19 protein-coding genes are annotated in these 20,495 nt (G+C 45.6%); 12 read left to right on the plus strand and 7 right to left on the minus strand.

The genetic code is table 11. The features are described 5' to 3' along the window. The first annotated feature begins 11 nt into the window (after positions 1-11). The 5 genes from yihI to ACVBIU_RS15235 all read left to right on the plus strand — a co-directional run bounded on the left by yihI (position 12) and on the right by ACVBIU_RS15235 (position 5,818). The gene (yihI, locus tag ACVBIU_RS15215) at positions 12-548 is read left to right on the plus strand and encodes a Der GTPase-activating protein YihI (RefSeq protein WP_447161029.1); all 537 of its coding nucleotides are present in this window, start codon (positions 12-14) and stop codon (positions 546-548) included. Positions 549-642: 94 nt separating this feature from the next. Next, the gene (locus ACVBIU_RS15220; RefSeq protein ID WP_447164192.1) at positions 643-1,110 is read left to right on the plus strand and encodes a DUF2489 domain-containing protein; all 468 of its coding nucleotides are present in this window, start codon (positions 643-645) and stop codon (positions 1,108-1,110) included. 249 nt (positions 1,111-1,359) lie between these two features. Further along, positions 1,360-2,736 carry an oxygen-independent coproporphyrinogen III oxidase gene (gene hemN, locus ACVBIU_RS15225; RefSeq protein ID WP_447161027.1) on the plus strand — a complete coding sequence of 459 codons (1,377 nt, stop codon included), beginning with the start codon at positions 1,360-1,362 and terminating at the stop codon, positions 2,734-2,736. A gap of 193 nt (positions 2,737-2,929) precedes the next feature. Beyond that, a complete protein-coding gene (locus tag ACVBIU_RS15230; protein WP_447164193.1) occupies positions 2,930-4,717 on the plus strand; it encodes a DUF885 domain-containing protein in 1,788 nt (595 codons plus the stop codon). Positions 4,718-4,843: 126 nt separating this feature from the next. Next, complete coding sequence (locus tag ACVBIU_RS15235; protein WP_447161025.1) at positions 4,844-5,818, plus strand: alpha/beta fold hydrolase; 975 nt, start codon at positions 4,844-4,846, stop codon at positions 5,816-5,818. Between the two features lie 57 nt (positions 5,819-5,875). Here the strand turns inward: ACVBIU_RS15235 and flhA are convergent, their stop codons facing one another. The 7 genes from flhA to ACVBIU_RS15270 form a co-directional block, all read right to left on the minus strand. Beyond that, positions 5,876-7,957, minus strand: a complete 2,082-nt coding sequence (flhA, locus tag ACVBIU_RS15240; RefSeq protein ID WP_447161024.1) for a flagellar biosynthesis protein FlhA — start codon at positions 7,955-7,957, stop codon at positions 5,876-5,878. Between the two features lie 15 nt (positions 7,958-7,972). Beyond that, entirely contained in the window at positions 7,973-9,106 is a 1,134-nt protein-coding gene (gene flhB, locus ACVBIU_RS15245) for a flagellar biosynthesis protein FlhB (protein WP_447161023.1), read from the minus strand. After that, a complete protein-coding gene (fliR, locus tag ACVBIU_RS15250; RefSeq protein ID WP_447161022.1) occupies positions 9,103-9,882 on the minus strand; it encodes a flagellar biosynthetic protein FliR in 780 nt (259 codons plus the stop codon). Before fliR ends, flhB begins: the two co-directional genes overlap by 4 nt. A gap of 142 nt (positions 9,883-10,024) precedes the next feature. Next, positions 10,025-10,294 carry a flagellar biosynthetic protein FliQ gene (locus tag ACVBIU_RS15255; protein WP_447161021.1) on the minus strand — a complete coding sequence of 90 codons (270 nt, stop codon included), beginning with the start codon at positions 10,292-10,294 and terminating at the stop codon, positions 10,025-10,027. A 190-nt stretch (positions 10,295-10,484) separates the two neighbouring features. Then, entirely contained in the window at positions 10,485-11,213 is a 729-nt protein-coding gene (gene fliP, locus ACVBIU_RS15260; protein WP_447161020.1) for a flagellar type III secretion system pore protein FliP, read from the minus strand. Positions 11,214-11,215: 2 nt separating this feature from the next. Continuing rightward, positions 11,216-11,572, minus strand: a complete 357-nt coding sequence (gene fliN / locus ACVBIU_RS15265; protein WP_447161019.1) for a flagellar motor switch protein FliN — start codon at positions 11,570-11,572, stop codon at positions 11,216-11,218. Continuing rightward, on the minus strand, positions 11,565-12,314 hold the full coding sequence (locus ACVBIU_RS15270) for a FliM/FliN family flagellar motor switch protein (RefSeq protein WP_447161018.1): 750 nt from the start codon (positions 12,312-12,314) through the stop codon (positions 11,565-11,567). Before ACVBIU_RS15270 ends, fliN begins: the two co-directional genes overlap by 8 nt. A gap of 675 nt (positions 12,315-12,989) precedes the next feature. Here ACVBIU_RS15270 and ACVBIU_RS15275 point away from each other — a divergent pair. From ACVBIU_RS15275 to ACVBIU_RS15305, 7 genes are all read left to right on the plus strand, one after another. After that, a complete protein-coding gene (locus tag ACVBIU_RS15275; RefSeq protein ID WP_447164194.1) occupies positions 12,990-13,904 on the plus strand; it encodes an OmpA family protein in 915 nt (304 codons plus the stop codon). Then, positions 13,891-15,198, plus strand: a complete 1,308-nt coding sequence (locus tag ACVBIU_RS15280; protein WP_447164195.1) for a sigma-54 interaction domain-containing protein — start codon at positions 13,891-13,893, stop codon at positions 15,196-15,198. The genes ACVBIU_RS15275 and ACVBIU_RS15280 overlap by 14 nt, the downstream gene beginning before the upstream one ends. 30 nt (positions 15,199-15,228) lie before the next feature. Next, on the plus strand, positions 15,229-15,567 hold the full coding sequence (gene fliE, locus ACVBIU_RS15285; protein WP_447161015.1) for a flagellar hook-basal body complex protein FliE: 339 nt from the start codon (positions 15,229-15,231) through the stop codon (positions 15,565-15,567). Between the two features lie 79 nt (positions 15,568-15,646). Beyond that, a complete protein-coding gene (gene fliF, locus ACVBIU_RS15290) occupies positions 15,647-17,362 on the plus strand; it encodes a flagellar basal-body MS-ring/collar protein FliF (RefSeq protein WP_447164196.1) in 1,716 nt (571 codons plus the stop codon). 68 nt (positions 17,363-17,430) lie between these two features. Continuing rightward, complete coding sequence (locus tag ACVBIU_RS15295; protein WP_447161101.1) at positions 17,431-18,417, plus strand: flagellar motor switch protein FliG; 987 nt, start codon at positions 17,431-17,433, stop codon at positions 18,415-18,417. Further along, a complete protein-coding gene (gene fliH / locus ACVBIU_RS15300) occupies positions 18,417-19,169 on the plus strand; it encodes a flagellar assembly protein FliH (protein ID WP_447161013.1) in 753 nt (250 codons plus the stop codon). The genes ACVBIU_RS15295 and fliH overlap by 1 nt, the downstream gene beginning before the upstream one ends. Continuing rightward, complete coding sequence (locus tag ACVBIU_RS15305; RefSeq protein WP_447164197.1) at positions 19,159-20,493, plus strand: FliI/YscN family ATPase; 1,335 nt, start codon at positions 19,159-19,161, stop codon at positions 20,491-20,493. Before fliH ends, ACVBIU_RS15305 begins: the two co-directional genes overlap by 11 nt. Positions 20,494-20,495 lie beyond the last annotated feature (2 nt).

Genomic DNA, 20,495 nt, shown 5'->3' on the forward strand with positions numbered 1-20,495 from the left:
GATAAGCAATCATGTCCCGTAGTAAGAAAACGCGTAAGAGCAACGAAAATGCTCCTAAATTAGCCCCAAGAACCAAGAAGAAAGATCGAGTTCTTGCAGGCAAAAAACAAGTTGCTGGCAATAAAGCGGGAAGTCGTCATAACGCTTCGATGATTGAAAGCCAAGCTAACGGTGGTAAAGCTAAGAATGCAGACCCACGTCACGGCAGCAAAAAGCCAGTTCAACTGAATATCGCTGCTGAAGTGAAAGTTGAGAAGAAGCCAAAAGGGCCGAAACTGACTGATGAGCAGAAATTATTGAAGCTTGAGGAAGATCCAAGACTCAATAGCCTACTCGATATGCTTGAAGAAGGTAAAAATCTCAGTCAAGACGATCAAACTTGGTTAAACAAGCAGTTAAACCAAATTGAAGCCCTAATGGACAGACTCGGCATTAATGACGAAGAAGACCATGCGCCGAAAAACAAAAAGGCCGTTAGTGATGACGACCTATTTGATAAGTTCGAGTCTGGTGCAGATCTGTTAAAAGACTACTTCGACAAAGACTAAATTCGTATATATAAAATCTATGGCATCTTTATTGATGCCATTTTTTTATCCATAATCACCACCTGTATCTCACTCCTACCAACTAGGGTTTAGTATGACAACTGCCTTTATTGTGCTCGGCGTACTTATCATCGTCGCGCTGACTGCTTATGCGACCTACCTGCTTATTCAAGTTCGCAAACAAAAACAGCGCCAATTAAAACGCGAACAAGAGCAAGCACAAGCCGCTAAAGCCAAATCAGACGAACTGCTCGACAATATCCGATATATCGCAACCGCTATGCTACAAGAGCGCTGTGAGTTATCTGAAGGCGTAATGCGTATCGCAAAGCTTTTTCAACTCATCGGTATGGCTGAGCTTGTTGAGAGCCAATACCCAGCTACGTTTGCCCATTTCGACGTCATCAAAGCGCATCCAATCAAAGAACAGCGTAAAAGCTTAGATAAACAGCAGCGCATGAAGCTAGATTACGCTCGCATGCGTTCAGAAGGTGAATTAGAGGCAAAAATCCTCGAAGAAGCCAAACTACTGAGTGAATTTAAGTCAGAATCACTCCACTAGAGCTGAAGACGACATAGAGCTTGCAGTCATTAAAGGCCGAATCTAAGTCGCAGATATGGCCTATTTTGCTTATATAGGGTGAGTCTGTGCACAAAATCTTCTAAAGAGCACAGACAGATACCTTATTTTCAGCGATATTCAGTCATACTTTGCTACCCACATTAAATTTTTACAACATGGATCAAGGTTATTCAACAAATAACCATGCATACTTCACATGTTGCTAAACTATACGCCGGAGGACACGCCTTGAAGCAGCCCACCCCAATTAGTTGGGATCAGTCAATGATCGAAAAGTACAATTATAGCGGTCCACGTTATACTTCTTATCCGACGGCCTTGGAATTCGATGATTCGTTTACCGAGGAAAAATTGCTGACTTCGATTAAGAACAGCAAGAGTGACAAACTTTCACTGTATATTCACATTCCTTTCTGCGCCAAGCTTTGTTACTACTGTGGCTGCAATAAAGTCATCACTCGCCACCAGCATAAAGCCGATCAGTATATTGAATACCTAGCGGCAGAAATCGTTAAACGTGCACCTCTGTTTAAAGATTATTTAGTGACCCAAATTCATTGGGGTGGCGGTACACCGACATTCCTAACGCCTGAGCAAATCCTTAAGCTATCAGCACTCATCAAAGCCAACTTTAATGTTGCCGATGTGGGCGAATACTCAATTGAAGTCGATCCACGTGAAATCGAACTTTCAATGCTAGACACCCTTAAAGAAGCCGGTTTCAACCGTATTTCTATCGGTGTTCAGGATTTCAATAAGAAGGTACAGATCGCAGTAAACCGCGAGCAAGACGAGCAGTTTATCTTCGACCTGATGGCGCGCGCCAAAGAGCTAGGCTTTGTTTCAACTAACATCGACCTGATCTATGGTTTGCCACACCAGACGCCTGAAACATTTGCTGAAACCATGCAACGCGTTCTAGATTTGAATCCAGATCGCCTATCTGTATTTAACTACGCTCACCTGCCATCACGTTTTGCGGCGCAGCGTAAGATTAAAGATGAAGACTTAGCGTCGCCACAGCAAAAGCTTGATATGTTGCATCAAACTATCGAGACCTTAACGGGGGCGGGTTACCAATACATTGGTATGGACCACTTTGCTAAGCCAGATGATGAGCTTTCAATCTTACAGAACGAAGGACGTCTGCACCGTAACTTCCAAGGTTACACGACTCAAGAAGAGTGTGATCTGTTAGGTCTTGGTGTGTCATCAATCAGCCAAATTGGCGATTGTTATGCACAGAACCAAAAAGACATTCGCCCATACTTCGAATCAATCGATGCTAATGGTCATGCGCTCTGGAAAGGCTGTAGCTTAAACCGTGACGATGAAATTCGTCGTGTAGTTATCAAGCAGCTAATCTGTCACTTCGACCTCGATATGGCGTTAATTGAAGAGAAGCTGAACATCAACTTCGAAGAGTACTTCGCAGAAGATTTAAAGCTGCTGCAAACCTTTATCGATGATAAATTAGTCGACATCACAGACCGCAAGATCACTATCAGCCCAACAGGCCGCCTATTGATCCGTAATATCTGCATCTGTTTCGATGTTTACTACCGTGAGAAAGCAAGACAACAGCAGTTCTCTCGCGTTATCTAATCTTGCGTTAGATACAAAAAAAACCGGCATTAGCCGGTTTTTTTGTATCTATAAGTCCAAAAATGCTCTTAGTGACTCCTTTCCCCCAAACCTGCAAACACTTCTAGTCACATTTAGTTTAATTTTCATTGGTGATCTTTGTAAGCTGTGACGGCATAATCAAGCTGAAAATTAAAACAATAATGGACAGTCTATGTATAAGTACCTACTTCCCTCTGTGTTGGTATTAGGCCTAAGTGCCTGCCAAACTACGACAACAACCGCCCCACAACAAGGTGTCAGCACCCAACAAGTTGCCAGTAATACCCAGCTACAATCACTTATCGATGCCGCTTGGCAAATCTCCTTAGACTCAAGCCCAAGCTTCGCCTATTCACTGGGTAACAAGAGTGCAGCCGGAAAGCTACAAGACTTGTTACCCGCCACACTTGAAGCACTCGATCAGCGCAAGCAAGTGTTGTTGCAGCAATTAGTAAAGATAGACAAAAATAGCTTAAGTAAAGAAGATGCAATTAACGCGCAGATCCTGCAAGACCAACTGCAAAACGATGTTGACCAATATCGCTACAAAGATCATTACATGCCCATATCGGCCGAAGGAGGATTTCATGCCTATATCGCCTCGATAGCTAAGGGACGCTTTGCTAAAGTCGAAGACTATCAAAACTATATTAAGCAACTGCAAGCACTGCCTAACTATTTTGAGCAGCAAATCTATTGGTTAAAGCAGGGACTCGCAAGCGGTATCACGCCAGCTAAAGCGACGCTAAAAGGCTTTGAAACCAGCATTACAGCCTTTATCGTGCCAGTTGAAGACAGTGGTTACTTCAAACCATTTACTCAGTATCCATCGCACTTTACCGAGGCAGAAAAAGCCCAATTAACGCAGCAAGGTCGCACCTTAATCCAAAGCACAGTGTTGCCCCAATACCAGGCCTTCTTCGATTTCATCACCATCGAATATATTCCTAACACCCGGATAAGCATCGCCACCTATGATCTTCCCGACGGTGAAGCCCTCTATGAAAACCGCGTACGCTATTACACCACTTTAGCGATGACATCAGATGAAGTACATCAACTAGGCTTACAAGAAGTGAAGCGCATTCGCGGTGAGATGCAGCAAATCATCGAACAAGTTGGCTTTGAGGGCAGTTTTGCCGAGTTCCTGCACTTTTTAAGAACCGATCCACAGTTTTACCCTAAAACAGCAGAAGAACTGCTAAAAGAAGCGGCCTTTATCGCCAAGAAAGCCGATGCCATGCTGCCAAAGTATTTTGGCAAACTACCGCGTCAGCCTTACGGTATTGAACCTGTTCCTGCACAAATCGCCCCTAAATACACCACTGGACGCTATTCAGGTTCAAGCCGCGATGATGAGCCGGGTTATTACTGGGTCAATACCTATGCCCTAGATAAACGTCCACTATACGAAATGGAAGCGCTAACCCTACACGAAGCAGTGCCTGGGCATCACCTGCAGATAGCTCTAAACCAAGAGCTAACCAACCTGCCAGATTTTCGCCGCTACAGTTATATCTCGGCTTTTGGTGAAGGTTGGGGGCTGTATTCTGAATATCTCGGCCTAGAAGCTGGTTTCTACCAAGACCCTTATAGCAACTTTGGCCGCTTAACCTACGAAATGTGGCGCGCTGCGCGTCTAGTCGTCGATACCGGCATGCACGCTAAGGGCTGGACTCGCCAGCAAGCAATAGACTTTATGGCCAGCAATACAGCATTGTCGATGCATAACGTCACCACAGAGATTGACCGCTACATTAACTGGCCTGGACAAGCCCTGTCATACAAGATTGGCGAACTGACAATTAAACGTCTGCGCGCTCAGGCTGAAGCTGAGCTCGGTGAGCACTTCGATATTCGCGCCTTCCATGACGCCATATTAGCAAATGGGTCTGTACCTATGTCGATACTGGAGCAGCAGATAAACGATTTTATCGAGCAACAGAAAGCACAAATCTAAACTTACCCACAATAGAATAAGGTCGCGCTTGCGGCCTTATTTATTGATTAATCTTAATTCGTCTCTGCCAATCTATCGAACAAGTTTGTTACACTGCATGCAAGATCACCTAATAGAACTTATGCCATGTCGATAGCTACAGAGGCTTATATGACGAATACGCAAATTGCCAATTTTTCATCTGAGCACCATTTAAATAGTCCTGAGCAAAAAGTCTTTTGGCAACAGGTCACCCAAGCCACATTTAAGACTCGTGACGACATCACTTTGGCTTACGCCAAAATAACTCACCCGAATAGCATTGGCACCATTGTACTTAGCAATGGTCGGGTGGAGTCTTACCTAAAGTATAAAGAATTGATGTTTGATCTTTACCAGCAAGGCTATAGTTTATTTGCAATCGATCATCGAGGTCAGGGCCTGTCGGCACGCACGACCGCTAATCCGCATCTGGGATATATCGACAAGTTCCAGCGATATATCGACGATTTCGCAGAATTTGTCACTCATATTGTGAAACCAATACCAAGCGAAAACTATTATCTTGTTGGCCACTCTATGGGGGGAGCCATTGGCACTCTGTATCTACAGCAGCATCCAGCAACCTTTAAAGCGGCAGTATTTTCGGCCCCTATGTACGGCATAAAACTGCCTCTGCCTAGAGGTTTTATCCGCGGGTTAGCCTCATTGCTCGATAACCATCAGCAACCCAACTATATCTTGGGCGGCAAGGGATACCATGCCGAGCCATTTGATAAGAACGACCTGACAAATAGTAAACTGCGTTATGACGATTATCGTGAACTGTATCAGAAAACTCCACAACTGCAGTTAGGCTCACCGACTAATCATTGGTTGGTCGAATCAATCGACGCAGCCGCACGAGCGGAAGATGCCGCACGAAATAGTCAAATCCCTTTACTGATCCTGCAAGCGGAAGAAGACACAATCGTCGATAATCGCGCGCAAAAACGAGCGATTAACGGCTTATGTAAGCTGACTAAAATCCCTTATGCCCGCCATGAGATCTTTATGGAACGTGATAAGCCACGTAATCAAGCGCTCAACGTATTGCTCAGCTTTCTACAGCAAACACGCTAACGTTTAATCCAAAATTAAAAAAGGGATAGCGCGGCGCTATCCCTTTTTTGTGTTCAATTAACCTAACTGTCCTGCAACCATTAGCTCCCGAGTCTCTGGGATCTCATTATAAGACAGCACATGTAGCCCGCGAGCAAAGGCTAGCGCATAGCGAGCCAAGATAGGCCGTAATTGCGGTGACACCAACAATAGCGGACTGTGGCCATGCTCTTTTGCTTGCGCCAATAACTGCGGCATACGTTGCTGCAACTGGGCCAGCAATTGAGGATCGACCGGAAAACTATCGAGCGAGCCTTTACCTTGCTGCTGAGATTGATTAAGCGCTGACATCAGAGTTTGTTCTAGTTCAGGTGCCAGAGTCATGACATTGAGCTTAGGCTCAGTACCCACAATAGAATGCAAAATAGAGTGACGCAGCGCGCAGCGTACATCGGCTGCAAGTAACACAGGATCTTTACTATTTTCACTGCAATCAAGCAAAGTGGTGGCAATGGTGCGAATATCTTTCAGCGACACCTGCTCTTTAAGCAGTAAACGATACACCTTCAACTGTAAAATTGGCGTTAGGGCGCTATTGAGTGACTCAGCCAATTTTGGACTTTGCTTGGCTAAGCGGTCACTCAAGGCAAGCACATCATCATGCTGCAACATATCAGGCAACGACTCACGAATAAGCTTACTCACATGAGTTGCAATAACCGTAGCGTTATCCACCACGGAGTACCCAAGGTTTAGCGCTTTAGCTTTATTGTCTTGCTCAATCCAGATGGCATCCATCTGATAGGCTGGCTCCTTGGTGATGACTCCATCTATATCACCAAACACAGGGCCACTCTTAATCGCCATTAGACGTTCAGGTTCCAGCTCTGCGGTAACGACCGGGTTCCCCATCAAATTAATCTGGTATGCATTGGGAGCCAGCGACAAGTTATCGCGAACCCGCACTTCAGACAGCAAAAAACCCGCCTGCTCAGACAAGGTGCGACGGATCCCGGTTAAACGCTTTTGCAGTTCAGCGCCTTTGCTGCGCTCAACTAAATGCACCAAGCGATAACCTAAACGTACCTCGATTAAATCGGTATAAGGTAATGCGTCCCAACTCGGCGCCGAAGGTTCACTTAGGCTAGTTTCCCGTAATTGTTCTACTTTAGATTCAGCAATTTCTGGCTGAAGTTGACTCTGCTTCCAAGCCACAAATCCTAAGATGACAGCAAATGACAAGAACACAAACGTTGGCATACCAGGCACGATGCCAAGAATAAACATGACCCCCGCTGAGGTGACTAACGTTTTAGGGTTTGCCAACAACTGCTGACGCAATTGCTCTGGCATCTCTTCAGCATCAGAGACACGCGTTACGATAATTGCGGCAGCGGTTGCGAGTAGCAACGACGGTATTTGCGCTACCAAGCCATCACCAATCGTCAATAATGCATAGGTCTTAAATGCTTCACTGGTGCTGAGATCATGCATGAAAATACCGATCGCCAAACCACCGAGCATATTAATCACTAAGATCAAAATACTGGCAATCGCGTCACCACGCACAAACTTAGAGGCACCATCCATCGAGCCATAGAAGTCGGCTTCACGCGCAACCTCTTGACGTCTATCTCTGGCCTGATCCTGTGACAATACACCGGCATTCAGGTCGGCATCAATTGCCATCTGCTTACCGGGCAAAGCGTCTAGGGTGAAACGTGCCGACACCTCTGAAATTCGCTCGCCACCTTTGGTGATCACCACAAAGTTAATGATCATCAAGATTAAGAAAATCACCGCACCGACAACATAGTTGCCGCCGATCACCACCTCACCAAAGGCCTGAATCACTTTACCTGCAGCATCTCCCCCTTCATGGCCTTCAATCAATACCACTCGAGTCGAGGCCACGTTTAGCGTTAAACGCAGTAAAGTCGCAAGCAGCAAGACGGTCGGGAATACCGAAAACTCTAATGGCCTACGAATTGAAACACCCACCAATAGCACCATCACTGCGAGCACAATATTGAAGGTAAATAAGATATCCAATAACCATGGCGGCAATGGCAAGATCACCATAGCCAAGACTGCAAGTAGCATGATTGGAATGCCGATATAGCCTGGGCTACCGGCAAAAGTACGCTTAAACCAGTTCATTAATACAAATAACCTTTAATCATGTTGTAAATTTTTAGGAATATAGAAGTGTGGCAAAGGCTCAGGCTTAGCCTGTTTGCCTTGTCTTGCCGCTCTCAGTTGCATCACATAACTCAGAATGTGGGCGATAGCGACAAATAAGCCCGCTGGGATCTGCTGTTCAATTTGAGTCGAGTAGTAGATGGCACGAGTCAGTGGTGGTAATTCAATGACCTCGACCCCACTACGCTTAGCAATATCACGCATATAGAGCGCTAACTCATCGGTGCCCTTAGCCAATACATAAGGCGCATCAGCCTTGGTCATGTCATATTTAAGCGCGACCGCATAATGACTTGGGTTAACTAATAATACGTCGGCTTTAGGCACCGAAATATCGGCTCGTGAACGGCTAAGACGTTGCTGCATTTGGCGGATCTTAGCCTTGATTTCAGGTTTACCATCTTGCTGCTTATGCTCATCTTTCACTTCTTGCAGTGACATTCTTAGCTCTTTATGATGATGCCAATACTGATACGGCACATCGATAAAAGTGATCACCAGCAGACCTAACCCCATATAGAGCATAGCCAAACTCAACATCTCAATACCGCGCGTAACGGCTTCGTCGATAGGCAGCTGACTCACTGCCATCAAGGCTTGAAAGTTCTTCTGCAAAAACAGCAGCATGATACCAATAAGCAAGACTATTTTTAGAATGGATTTTACCAACTCAACCAACGACTTAACCGACGCCATCCGCCCCAATCCAGCAATCGGGTCGATACGGCTGTATTTAAAGTTAGCATTGTTAAAGTTAAGTATCGGCCCCCCCGGCATAGCGCCAGCCACCATGGCAATTAACGCCACCATCAAAAACAGTGGCCCAAGAATATTTAACACTTCCAATAGGGAGTAGGCTAAATGGCGCGTCATCATTCCGGGCTCATCCAGCTGCGCTTTGGTAAATGACATATTGATTCGTGTCATTGCTGCAACCTTAGCGGCAATCCAATCAGCCGTTGTTGTCAGTAATAGAGAACACCCGATGATCAACGCCGAAGAAGCCAGATCTTTTGAGCGTGGAACCTGCCCCTGTTCACGGGCCTTCTTTAATTTCTGCGGGGTCGCTTTTTCTGTTTTACTCTGGCCAGAGTCTTTATTGCTCACGCTGTACCACCAATAAACTGGTACATAGCAGATAACGCATCTAAACAGAGGTCGCTATAACGAGTCGGTAATCCACTGAATGAGAAAAATACGCATAGCAACCCCATCAACATCGACATAGGAAAGCCTAAGGCGAATACATTTAATGACGGTGCAGCGCGGCTCAATACACCAAAGGTAAGATTGACCACTAACATGGCCAGAATAGCAGGCAGTGCCAACATAAAAGCGGCGGCAAAAATCCAAGAGAAACGCGCAATGAGTCCCATTAAGGGTAAATCAAACACGCCCATCCCAATTGGCCACAACCTAAAACTATCCACTAAGATGCCAATGGCCACCAAATGGCCATCTAGTGCTAAAAATAACAGCGTGCCATATAACATAAACCACAGTCCAAGAATGGGGTTTGAGCCACCACTGGACGGGTCATTCATCACCGCCATCGACAAGCCCATTTGCATCGACATCATCGCGCCAAATAAGGTTAAAACATGGATCATAATGGACAAGAATAGTGCCAGCATAAAACCAATTAGCAATTGTTCTAGCCCTAATATCAATGCCTGAAAAGAGACTGCATCAACCTCCGGAAAAGGCGGTAGCATAGGGGCGATTAGCGCCGATATACTAAGAGCTAATAGGATACGAACCATGGCAGGAATGTAGTTATTACCCAGAAAAGGCATCACCATAAATGCCCCCATAATGCGGCAAAATGGCCACCAAAACGTACCAATAAAAGTACTTATCTGGACAGAGGTCAGTGACAGCAAATATGCCTCCTTATCCGGTAAGCTTTAGCAGCCTCCAGATGGACTAGGTTCAATAACGGTAAACGAGCCATACATAGCCAATAAGAGGTTTCGATAACACTGCTATTCTGGATTGAGGTAAGCGATAACAAGCTATTCGTCCTCAGCCAATAAGATGGGGAATATTTAGAAATAAGCGATCAAAAAAGTCGCAAATTTTCATCAGCAACCACTCTCCCGCAAACACAACCATCAATAAAGTGATCACCAGCCTTGGTAAAAAGCTAAGAGTTTGTTCATTCACCTGAGTCGCAGCTTGAAAAACCGCAATAAACAAGCCGACCATTAACCCTGGTACAACCAAAACGCCCACCATAGCGACGACAAGAAAGATAGCTTCAGCAAATAGCGCTGTGAGTTCATTTACACCCATTGCGCTAAGCGACTCTATTGATCAAAAAGCTAATCACTGCCGGCCAATCATTGAATATAACTAACGCTGACACCAATAAACTCAACGTCAGGTAAATCATGTCTATGATTGAAATATTAAATGTTTCATCATTATTAACTGTCTTCATCAACAATCTCTCTGCGGACAAATATTACGATTAAACAATGCGCTAACCATAACTTGCCACCAAGGTACTCACCGTCATCGACCAACCATCGACTAACACAAACACCATTAATTTAAAGGGCAAAGAGATAATTAGTGGCGACAGCATCATCATCCCCATAGACATCAGCACGCTGGCGACCACCAGATCGATCACCAAAAAAGGTAAAAACAGCAGGAAACCAATCTGGAATGCCGTCTTTAACTCGCTCAATACAAATGCAGGCATGAGTACAAAAAAGGGGATTTCATCAGCGGTTAATGTGGTAGGTTCATCAGCAATTTTTAGCATCTGCTCAAGATCAGTTTCTCGGGTTTGCGCCAACATAAATTGACGCAATGGCACCTCGCCACGTGCCACAGCCTCAGGAAGCTCTATCTGCCCCATATCGTAGGGTAGAAAAGCATCGTCATAGATCTCTTGTCCAACGGGTCGCATAATAAAAATGGTCATCACTAAAGCGATACCGATTAATACCTTGTTTGGCGGGCTTTGCTGCAAACCTAAGGCTTGACGTAGAATGGCTAACACTACAATTATTCGAGTGAAGCTGGTGAGCATCATTAATAATGCGGGCAGAAAACTCAGCACTGTCATCAAGGCTAAGATTTCCAGCTTTACACTCACAGCTTGTGTCTTATCACCATCAGCTAGAGAAAATAACGTTAATCCATCACTCGCATAAGCCGCCGATGAAAAACACAACCCAAAAACCAGCAACACTCGCCACATAGTTAGTCAACAGCTCCAGTTAGGCTGGTCGCTTCCACTTCGAGCAAGCGCACACCATAACGACCATTCACTTCAACTACTTCCCCACGTCCTAATAAGGCACCATTAACTCTAATATCCAATGGCTCTCCCACCATACGATCGAGTGCCACAACATCACCTTCCCCCATCTGTGCCAACTCGCCGAGAGACATCTCTACGCTAGCAAGCTCTAAAGTCACATGTACCGGAAGCTGATTGAAAAAAGACATATCTCTTACCGGCTTAGCTTGAACTTTTGGCTCACGGCTTTGCTCATCGGCAAAAAAATCATCATCGAGTAAAAAGTCTTCATCTTGTAGAATATTATGTTCAGCCATTGGATTGTTCCTCCATTTGAAAGGCTTCTTGGGTCAATTTGGCCACCATCTGTCCCTCATGGGTATGAACTGTGGCGTAAAAAAGTGGACGTTTACCCACGGTAACAGGGCAGCGAGAATGCAAATTCATCGGCAGAATATCGCCAACAACCAAACTCTGTAGAGAAGTAACAGGCATGCTCTGATGCCCCAATTCGAGTAATGTTCGCAATGGGATCTGTTTGAGTCGATGCGCCAACTTTTCAGATAAGGCTGGATCAGCCTGATATTGGCTTGGCTGTTCAGCCATCAACTCTAATAGGTACTCTGCCATATAAAAGCAGATTGAAGGACCTGCATGGGCAGCAGGGAAAGATAACTCACAACACACTGGCGCTTTAATCGGTGTGGTATTCATCACCAATTCCAGCTCCAGTTTTTCTTCATCTATCTCCGTTATCGGCAGTGTTTTTATCACCGCCATCATCAAACGTTTAACTAAGCGAAATTCAGACTGACTCGGTGCTCTCATAGGAGACTTTAGCGCACTAGAGCAGCTACCATAGTAGCCACTTGCAAGCTGATCTAAAGTGCACTTATCTATTAACCACCACCCCAGATCGACACGGTTATAACTAAGCAAAAACCAAGCATGATGTAATTGAGGATTAACGACATTAGTTTTTGCACTCAACGATACTTTTGATAAAGCGTAATGTCCCTGTCGAGTTATAGGCGTCAGCAATTCATTAACAGCATCCATTATAGGTCGCCGACATGACTCTAATTGCATTAATAATCGACTTCTAGCCAACTTTTCCTTTATCAAGACCACAGGCCTTACATCTATCCCTTGGCTCGATTTGATCAAATTGGCTTTAGCGGTTGTTTTCATCCTAAATTCCACAACAAAATAACGTCAAATAATCGACGAAAAAATAAAAGCGCTATTTAAATGACGCGCGACAAAATAATGGCTAAATAAAAAATCACTTTCAATGATCAGCTAGAATATTATTTACACCAACAAAAAGAATTAACATAAAACAAGCCACCCAAAAAGCAACAAATAAAACCCACCTATAAAGCGACTGTATTAAAGAAAACTTTAATTTATTTTGTTATTTTTTCAACCAAATTAAAATAAACTTTAAAAACAAGCACATACAAGAACCCGACTTCATCGAAAACAAAGAGAGAAAAAGCAATACGTATTAAAATCGAACAATTTAACGCTGTTAAATAATGGCGGCAAGCTTACATCACATCTGAACCAAATACACTTAACTTTAACTAAAGTTTTAAAAATCTGATTCAAGCACAAAATACAAATAAAAAGTTTTACATAGTTTAGTATTACGTGTTTAATTGGCAACCTTAAAAAGACAAATATAAAAACAATAAAATCACAGTATCTACTTTTAAGGGTTATTGGAAATTGAAACTATCAGTTTATATATTAATCTGTTTTGTTTTTATTTGTAAAAACATCACAAATAACGCATTTGCGGCACCAATTAACTATCAAACTCCTTTTGAAAAAGCTCATTGGCAATTTGTAGGCGATCAATTTGGCTGCGAGATTACTCATAGAGTCGCAAGCTTCGGTACGCTCGCATTAAAAGCGAACCCAGGTGAAGCACTGAGTTTTGCTTTGCAAGCTGACTGGCTTAGTTTACATAACGCTCAGAGCCAAGCCTCTGTCGTTCCCGCTTCTTGGCAGGAACAAGCGCATCAGCCTATCGCCACGACCTCACTGCACTGGTTTGGCTCACAAGCAATCAGCCAAAAAAATACCGCAGCCTTTTTAGAAGCGCTAGAGCAAGGGTATACCTGGCAAGTCAATATCAAGAGCGCCGATAGTAGTGGCTACCAAATAAGCTCTAGCCCTATATCGACGAGTTCTATAGCCAATCAATTTAGGCTCTGTCGTCAACAATTGCTGCCGCAACCTTTTACCTATTTGCGACGTCTAGAGTTCTTATTTGCCCCAAGTTCAAGTTTGTTAAATACATCTCATGAACAAGACCTGTATGCCATTTACCGTTACCTGCAAGCAGATCCTAGTATCGTTGAAGTGCTGATCGACGGTCACGCCGATGCTTCTGGTGACCACTTGGCAAACTTGATACTCAGTAAAGAACGCGCCGACGAAGTGGTATCTCGGTTAATAGAGCTAGGCGTTCCGGCACAGATGATCCAAACACGTCATCACGGTACCCGAGCCCCAATCGCCAGCAATAACAACACTGAAGGACGAGAGCTAAACCGTCGAGTCACTTTACGCTTAGTCAAATCAGCGAAAAATGCTGCAGTAACCTCAGCTTTGAGAGCTAAAAATGAATCGTTCTAGTTTAAGGTTTGTCGATACAGAGCTGACGCAATCGAGTCAAAGTAAGTTGATACAACAAGGCTTTAATCTATGGCAATCTGATAATAACAATCGCCCTTGGTTAAGCTTGATCAACCTGTCTCATTGCAGCAATCAAAATGTGGCCGCACAGTTACGACAATTTCCGGGCAAGCATCAAGTCGCCCTACTCGATCCCGAACAAACAGAGTTAGCCAGTATCGCGATGCAGTGCGGTGTACAAGATTATTTGTTACTGCCAATAGATGAAGAGCAACTGTGCTCACTACTACAAAGGTTACGCCGATTAGAGCTGCCCAATAATGAGTTAATTTGTGCGGCCCCTGTTAGTCGCCAACTATTGATGCTGGCTCATCGCGCCGCCAATACCGAAGCGACCGTGCTACTCACCGGTGAAAGCGGTACCGGCAAAGAGCCGCTCGCCCGCTATATTCACCGCCATTCTAATCGTGCAGATAAAGCCTTTATCGCGATTAATTGTGCTGCTATCCCTGAAAGTATTTTAGAGTCGATTCTGTTTGGCCACATCAAAGGGGCCTTTACCGGTGCAACAACAGACCAGCCAGGTAAATTCGAACTCGCCAATGGCGGCACATTGCTGCTCGACGAAATCGGCGAAATGCCACTGCTTTTGCAGGCCAAGCTACTGCGAGTCCTACAAGAGAGAGAGGTTGAACGACTAGGCAGTCACAAATCGATTACGCTAGATATCCGGGTCATTGCCGCCACCAATAAAGATCTACGCCAAGCAGTGCAAGACGGTAAATTTAGAGAAGATCTCTTCTACCGCTTAGATGTACTGCCTATCAAGATATCGCCACTGCGCCAGAGACGTGAAGATATTCTGCCTATTGCGGAACATTTTCTACAACGATATAAAATTCTGGCGGCTAATCAGCAATGCTACTTCAGTGAACAAGCACGAAACTTACTCTTAAGCCACGACTGGCCCGGTAATGTGCGAGAGCTAGAAAATACCATTCAACGCGCGCTTGTTATGCGCCGTGGACAAGCCTTACAAGCAGAAGAGCTTGGTTTAGTCAATCAAGACGGTTCAGCCTTGGTAGAACAAAATGAGTTAGGGCTTAAAGCCTCAAAACGCCAAGCTGAATTCCAATACCTCATAGATACCCTTAAGCGCTATAACGGCCACCGCATTAACACGGCTCAAGCCTTAGGTATGACCACTAGAGCATTAAGATACAAGCTAGTACAAATGCGTGAAGAAGGCATTGATATCGACCAGATCCTGTCGCAATCGGGTCATGCTGCATAACCAGCTTTTAAAGATAAATAAGGAGCACATATGTCAAATGCCAACATCGCCAGCACCCAGTCAATGATCCAGCAACTCAATATTCATTCAGAGATGGCAAAGGGAGCGATTAAAGTCGGCCCCAATCCGCGAGATTTTGGCCTACAACCGGCTTCGTTCACAGAGTTAATGAAGCATAAAGTTGCCTCCATCAATGCTGATCAAAATGCATCATCAGCCTTGGTGGCTGCCGTAGATAGTGGTCAGAGCGACGACCTTGTTGGCGCCATGGTTGCGTCTCAAAAGTCTAGCCTTGCATTTTCGGCCATGATTCAAATTCGAAATCGCCTAGTGCAGGCATTCGATGACGTAATGAAAATGCCGATCTAAATCATGCCGCACCCTATAACCACTCTTGTATTAACGCCCAAAAACTCAACAGTCTTTTTGAGCAAGGATAACTAAAAGCATGTCAACCACATTGACTCAAACCAGCCCTGTCATGACAGGTGTAAATGGCAACAATGATCGTATTAACTCGCTGAAACAGAAATGGCATCAGTTCAGTCGAGGAGACCGACATGCTGCAACACTCGGCATTCTCGCGATAGTTGCAGCCTGCGTAATCGTGTTAATGCTATGGAGCACAGGCCAAGGTTATAGCCCTCTATATGGCAATCAAGAAAATGTCGAAACTTCGCACATTATTGAGGTGCTCGAAGCCGAAGGCATTAGCTACCGCCTTGACCCAACATCAGGTTTGGTAATGGTTCCTGAAGATAAACTCGGCAACGCCCGTATGGTGCTTGCTGCTCGCGGTGTTAAAGCCAAAGTCCCATCAGGAATGGAGTCGCTCGACGCTTCGGCTATCGGTACCAGCCAATTTATGGAGCAAGCCAAGTATCGCTATAGCCTCGAAGGTGAACTCTCGCGCACTATCATGGCGCTAAAAGCGGTCAAGGCTGCTCGCGTCCACTTAGCCATTCCGAAAAAGACCCTATTTATTCGTCAGCAACCTGAATTACCTTCAGCCTCGGTAATGTTAGATCTCTACGCGGGACAACAGCTACAAGCCCAACAGATCACCTCTATCGCAAATTTAGTTGCAGGTAGTGTGACAGGCATGACACCAGAGCGAGTACAAATTGTTGACCAAGAAGGTAATCATCTCAGTTCGGCAATTAATGCTAATCAAGATCTAAGCCAAGCACGTGATAAACAATTGCTGTACACCCAAGAGCTAGAACAAAGTCTTATCAATCGCGCATCTAGCATGCTGCTCCCTATTCTTGGTCAAGACAACTTTCAAGTACAAGTGGCAGCACTGGTCAACTTTAACCAGGTAGAAGAGACTCGTGAGTCCCTCGATCCTCAAACCGTTGTTAGCCAAGAAAAGCAAAGCACGAACCAAACAAATGGTGATATGGCGCTCGGCATTCCAGGCGCACTGAGTAACCAGCCACCAGCGGCAAATGCGGCGACCAATAACAGCACGAGCAATCTAAACCAACAAGAAAGCCGCCAGTTTGAAGTCGGTCGCTCAGTTAAGCACACCCGCTACCAGCAGATGCAGCTAGAAAACCTGTCGATCTCGGTACTGCTCAACAACCAAACAGCAGGGGAAACAGGCTGGACTCAACCGCAACTCGACCAGATGAGCACCATGGTGCAGGACGCGATTGGTTACTCAGCAGCTCGTGGTGATCAGTTTAGTATCAGCAGCTTTAACTTTGCCCCTGTAAAAATTGCTGAATTTGAACCGCTACCTTGGTGGCAAGGTGAAAGCTATCAAGCCTATTTGCGCTATTTTATCGGCGCGATTTTAGGCCTAGGCATGATCTTCTTTGTATTACGCCCGCTGGTGCAGCATCTAACTCGTACCGTTGAACACAATATTAAAGACACACAGGCAGCAACGCCGACGCCATTGATGCCACCAGCAGAAGCAGCAGATTTAAACCAAGATGCAGTCCAAGCCGCGGCCGATAATTTGCTTGCAAACAATAATGCCAACATCAACAGCAACTGGACCAGTAATCTGAGTTTACCGGCTCCGGGATCGCCTTTGACAGTGCAGATGGAACACCTAAGTCTACTCGCCAACCAAGAACCAGCAAGAGTTGCCGAGGTCATTTCCCATTGGATTAGCGACAGAGAGAGTGAGCAAAACACTCATCAAGCTTAATAAACCCATTGCATTTAGCGTTAAAAGAATAGGCAAATCGAACAGTGAATAATGAACTCACAATCAAGATGGACAACCTAGAACAAGCAGCCATGTTGCTGCTTAGCATGGGTGAAAAAGGTGCGGCACAGGTCATGGCGCATTTAGATCGCAATGATGTACAGCACCTAAGTCATAAGATGGCGCGGTTATCGAGTATTACTCAGCATGAAGCCGAGGCCGTATTGGGTCGATTTTTTACCCGCTATCAAGAGCAGTCAGGGATCGCCAGAGCGTCGCGTACCTACTTACAAAAAACCTTAGATCTGGCGCTCGGAGATAGGGTCGCCAAAAGCCTCATCGACAGTATTTATGGCGATGAAATTAAGGTACTAGTTAAGCGACTCGAATGGGTTGACCCTCAGTTACTCGCACGAGAGATTGCCAATGAACACTGCCAGCTACAAGCCGTACTATTAGGTTTATTACCGCCAGAAAGTGCCGCTCAAGTACTACATGGGCTTCCGGCAGAAGGACAAGATGAAGTGCTTGTCCGTATAGCTCAGCTTGGTGATTTAGACCGAGAAGTGGTTGATGAACTAAAGCAACTGGTCGAGCGCTGCATGCTAATGGCAATGGAGAAAAGTCACACCCAAATTAGTGGTGTGCGTCAAGTTGCCGATATTCTCAATCGATTTGATGGTGACAGAGAGCAGTTGATGGAAATGCTCAAGCTACATGACAAGCAACTCGCCAGCAACGTGGCCGACAACATGTTCGACTTCATTATTTTAGGTCGTCAAAAGCCTGAAACCTTACAAGAGATCATGGCCGTTGTACCTGCCGATGTATTGGCATTAGCGCTTAAAGGTATTGAAAACGAACTTAAGATGACATTACTTGCAGCCCTACCAAAACGTATGTCTTCGGCAATTGAAACCCAAGTAGAAGCGATTGGTACAGTGCCATTAAGCCAAGCGATAGCAGCGCGTAAAGAGATTATGGAGCTGGCTAAGCAGATGATGGATGAAGGTGAAATCGAACTACAGTTATTTGAAGAGCAGGTGGTAGAGTAATGAGCCCATTCCTTACAAAATCCGATCCACGTTGGCGTCTTGTAGGCCATCATGCTCGCCGTCATCGTTTTTCGCCTCTAACGGCCCCTCTCACCGAAAACGGCACTGAAGGCGCTAATTGGCAAGACTTCCAGCAAGCATTCGATAAAGGCTACGATGAAGGTGTACACAAAGGGCATCAAGCCGGGTTTAGCTCTGGTGAAGAGGAAGGTCGCCAATCTGGCTATGCTGCGGGCTTTAACCAAGGTCGCATTGAAGGTCAGCAAAAAGGCAAAGACAATATCGATGACCAACTTAACAGTATTATTGCCCCATTAGGCGCGCTAAAAGCATTACTGGAAGAGGGTCACAATCAGCAGATCCTACAGCAGCAATCATTGATCCTCGATCTTGTGCGACGAGTGTCTTTGCAGGTTATTCGCTGTGAACTCACCCTGCAGCCACAGCAAATTTTAAACTTGATTGAAGAAACCTTATCAGCCCTGCCCGATGATCCGAGCCAAGTTAAAATTCATTTAGAACCTAGTGCTGTTGATAAGCTCAAAGAGCTTGCTGCCGACAAGATTGACTCTTGGACCTTAGTCGCTGACCCTAGCATCAGCGCTGGCGGATGCCGTATTGTCAGTGAAACAGCCGATGCAGATGCATCCGTTGAGACTCGCCTCAACAGCTGTATGGCTCAAGTTGAAGCTCACCTACAAGATACGCCGCAAACAAGCAGCCCAGCAAACGAGGCTGACGTTGAAGTTTAACGCAGATATTTTAGATTGGCCTAAGGTCCCTGTCGCCCAAGTTTACGGGCGACTCACCCGAGTTAACGGCTTGCTACTCGAGGCCGTCGGCTGCCAACTTGGCACTGGTGATCGCTGTTATGTCGAGTGCCGTGATAATCAATTAGTCGAGGCCGAAGTCGTTGGTTTTTACAAAGAGACCCTGTGTCTAATGCCAATTGAGCCCACTAACGGTTTGATGCCAGGCTCTCGGGTTATGCCCATTGAAGGGCGCAGTCAAATACCAACAGGGCTTGGATTACTCGGACGTGTGCTCGACGGCTTAGGTCAGCCACTCGATGACTTAGGCAGTATTAAACATATTCCCCATGTACCTCTGCAGTTTAAGGGCATTAACCCTTTACTACGCAAGCCGATCCGCGAACCTTTAGATGTGGGTATTCGCGCAATCAATGCCTTACTCCCCGTTGGGCGTGGTCAACGTCTCGGACTGTTTGCAGGTTCTGGTGTTGGTAAAAGTGTACTGTTAGGCATGATGACACGCTTCACCGAAGCTGATGTGGTGGTCGTTGGGTTAATTGGTGAACGTGGTCGAGAAGTTAGAGAGTTTATCGAAGAGTCATTAGGCGAAGAGGGCCGTAAACGCGCCGTAGTAGTTGCCGCCCCTGCCGATACAACGCCCTTAATGCGAATGCGCGCCATGCGCCTATGTCACCACATTGCCGCGGCCTACCGAGATCAAGGTAAGCAGGTGCTGCTACTTGTCGACTCATTAACTCGATACGCACAAGCCCAGCGTGAAATTGCGCTGAGTTTAGGTGAGCCACCAGCAACCAAAGGTTACCCGCCGTCAGCATTTGCGCAACTGCCTAGCTTAGTGGAAATGGCCGGTAACAGTCAGCACCCCAGCGGTACACTGACCGCCTTTTATACCGTATTAACAGAAGGTGATGATCAGCAAGATCCCATCGCCGACTCCGCTCGAGCTATTCTTGATGGCCATATCGTGCTTAGCCGTAAGCTAGCAGAGCAGGGACACTTTCCAGCCATCGATATCGGCGCTTCAGTCAGCCGCTTAGCCACTCAGGTTGCGAGTCAAAATAGCCTAAAACAGGGACAGTGGTTTCGTCATCTCAATAGCCGCTATAACGAAGTGAAAGAGCTATTACCCTTAGGTGGCTACCAAGCAGGACATGATCTTGAGATGGATATGGCAGTAAAAAGCTATTCACAAATGGCAGCATTCTTACGCCAAGGGACCCATACCCAAGCCGACCTGAATCAAAGCCTCAGCGCCTTAGAACTATTAGTTAGTCAGATGGGTTTTTCTCTTTCAGCCGAATAGAT

The organism is Shewanella sp. 30m-14, assembly GCF_052977125.1.

Bases quoted from the DNA above. Each gene is read 5' to 3' on its own strand.
- ACVBIU_RS15235 (WP_447161025.1), top strand. From the start codon at position 4,844: ATGTCGATAGCTACAGAGGCTTATATGACGAATACGCAAATTGCCAAT.
- ACVBIU_RS15270 (WP_447161018.1), bottom strand. From the start codon at position 12,314: ATGGATGCTGTTAATGAATTGCTGACGCCTATAACTCGACAGGGACAT.
- fliE (WP_447161015.1), top strand. From the start codon at position 15,229: ATGTCAAATGCCAACATCGCCAGCACCCAGTCAATGATCCAGCAACTC.
- fliP (WP_447161020.1), bottom strand. From the start codon at position 11,213: ATGTGGCGAGTGTTGCTGGTTTTTGGGTTGTGTTTTTCATCGGCGGCT.
- yihI (WP_447161029.1), top strand. From the start codon at position 12: ATGTCCCGTAGTAAGAAAACGCGTAAGAGCAACGAAAATGCTCCTAAA.
- ACVBIU_RS15230 (WP_447164193.1), top strand. From the start codon at position 2,930: ATGTATAAGTACCTACTTCCCTCTGTGTTGGTATTAGGCCTAAGTGCC.
- ACVBIU_RS15295 (WP_447161101.1), top strand. From the start codon at position 17,431: ATGGACAACCTAGAACAAGCAGCCATGTTGCTGCTTAGCATGGGTGAA.
- ACVBIU_RS15280 (WP_447164195.1), top strand. From the start codon at position 13,891: ATGAATCGTTCTAGTTTAAGGTTTGTCGATACAGAGCTGACGCAATCG.
- ACVBIU_RS15255 (WP_447161021.1), bottom strand. From the start codon at position 10,294: ATGGGTGTAAATGAACTCACAGCGCTATTTGCTGAAGCTATCTTTCTT.
- fliF (WP_447164196.1), top strand. From the start codon at position 15,647: ATGTCAACCACATTGACTCAAACCAGCCCTGTCATGACAGGTGTAAAT.
- ACVBIU_RS15220 (WP_447164192.1), top strand. From the start codon at position 643: ATGACAACTGCCTTTATTGTGCTCGGCGTACTTATCATCGTCGCGCTG.
- fliN (WP_447161019.1), bottom strand. From the start codon at position 11,572: ATGGCTGAACATAATATTCTACAAGATGAAGACTTTTTACTCGATGAT.
- fliH (WP_447161013.1), top strand. From the start codon at position 18,417: ATGAGCCCATTCCTTACAAAATCCGATCCACGTTGGCGTCTTGTAGGC.
- flhA (WP_447161024.1), bottom strand. From the start codon at position 7,957: ATGAACTGGTTTAAGCGTACTTTTGCCGGTAGCCCAGGCTATATCGGC.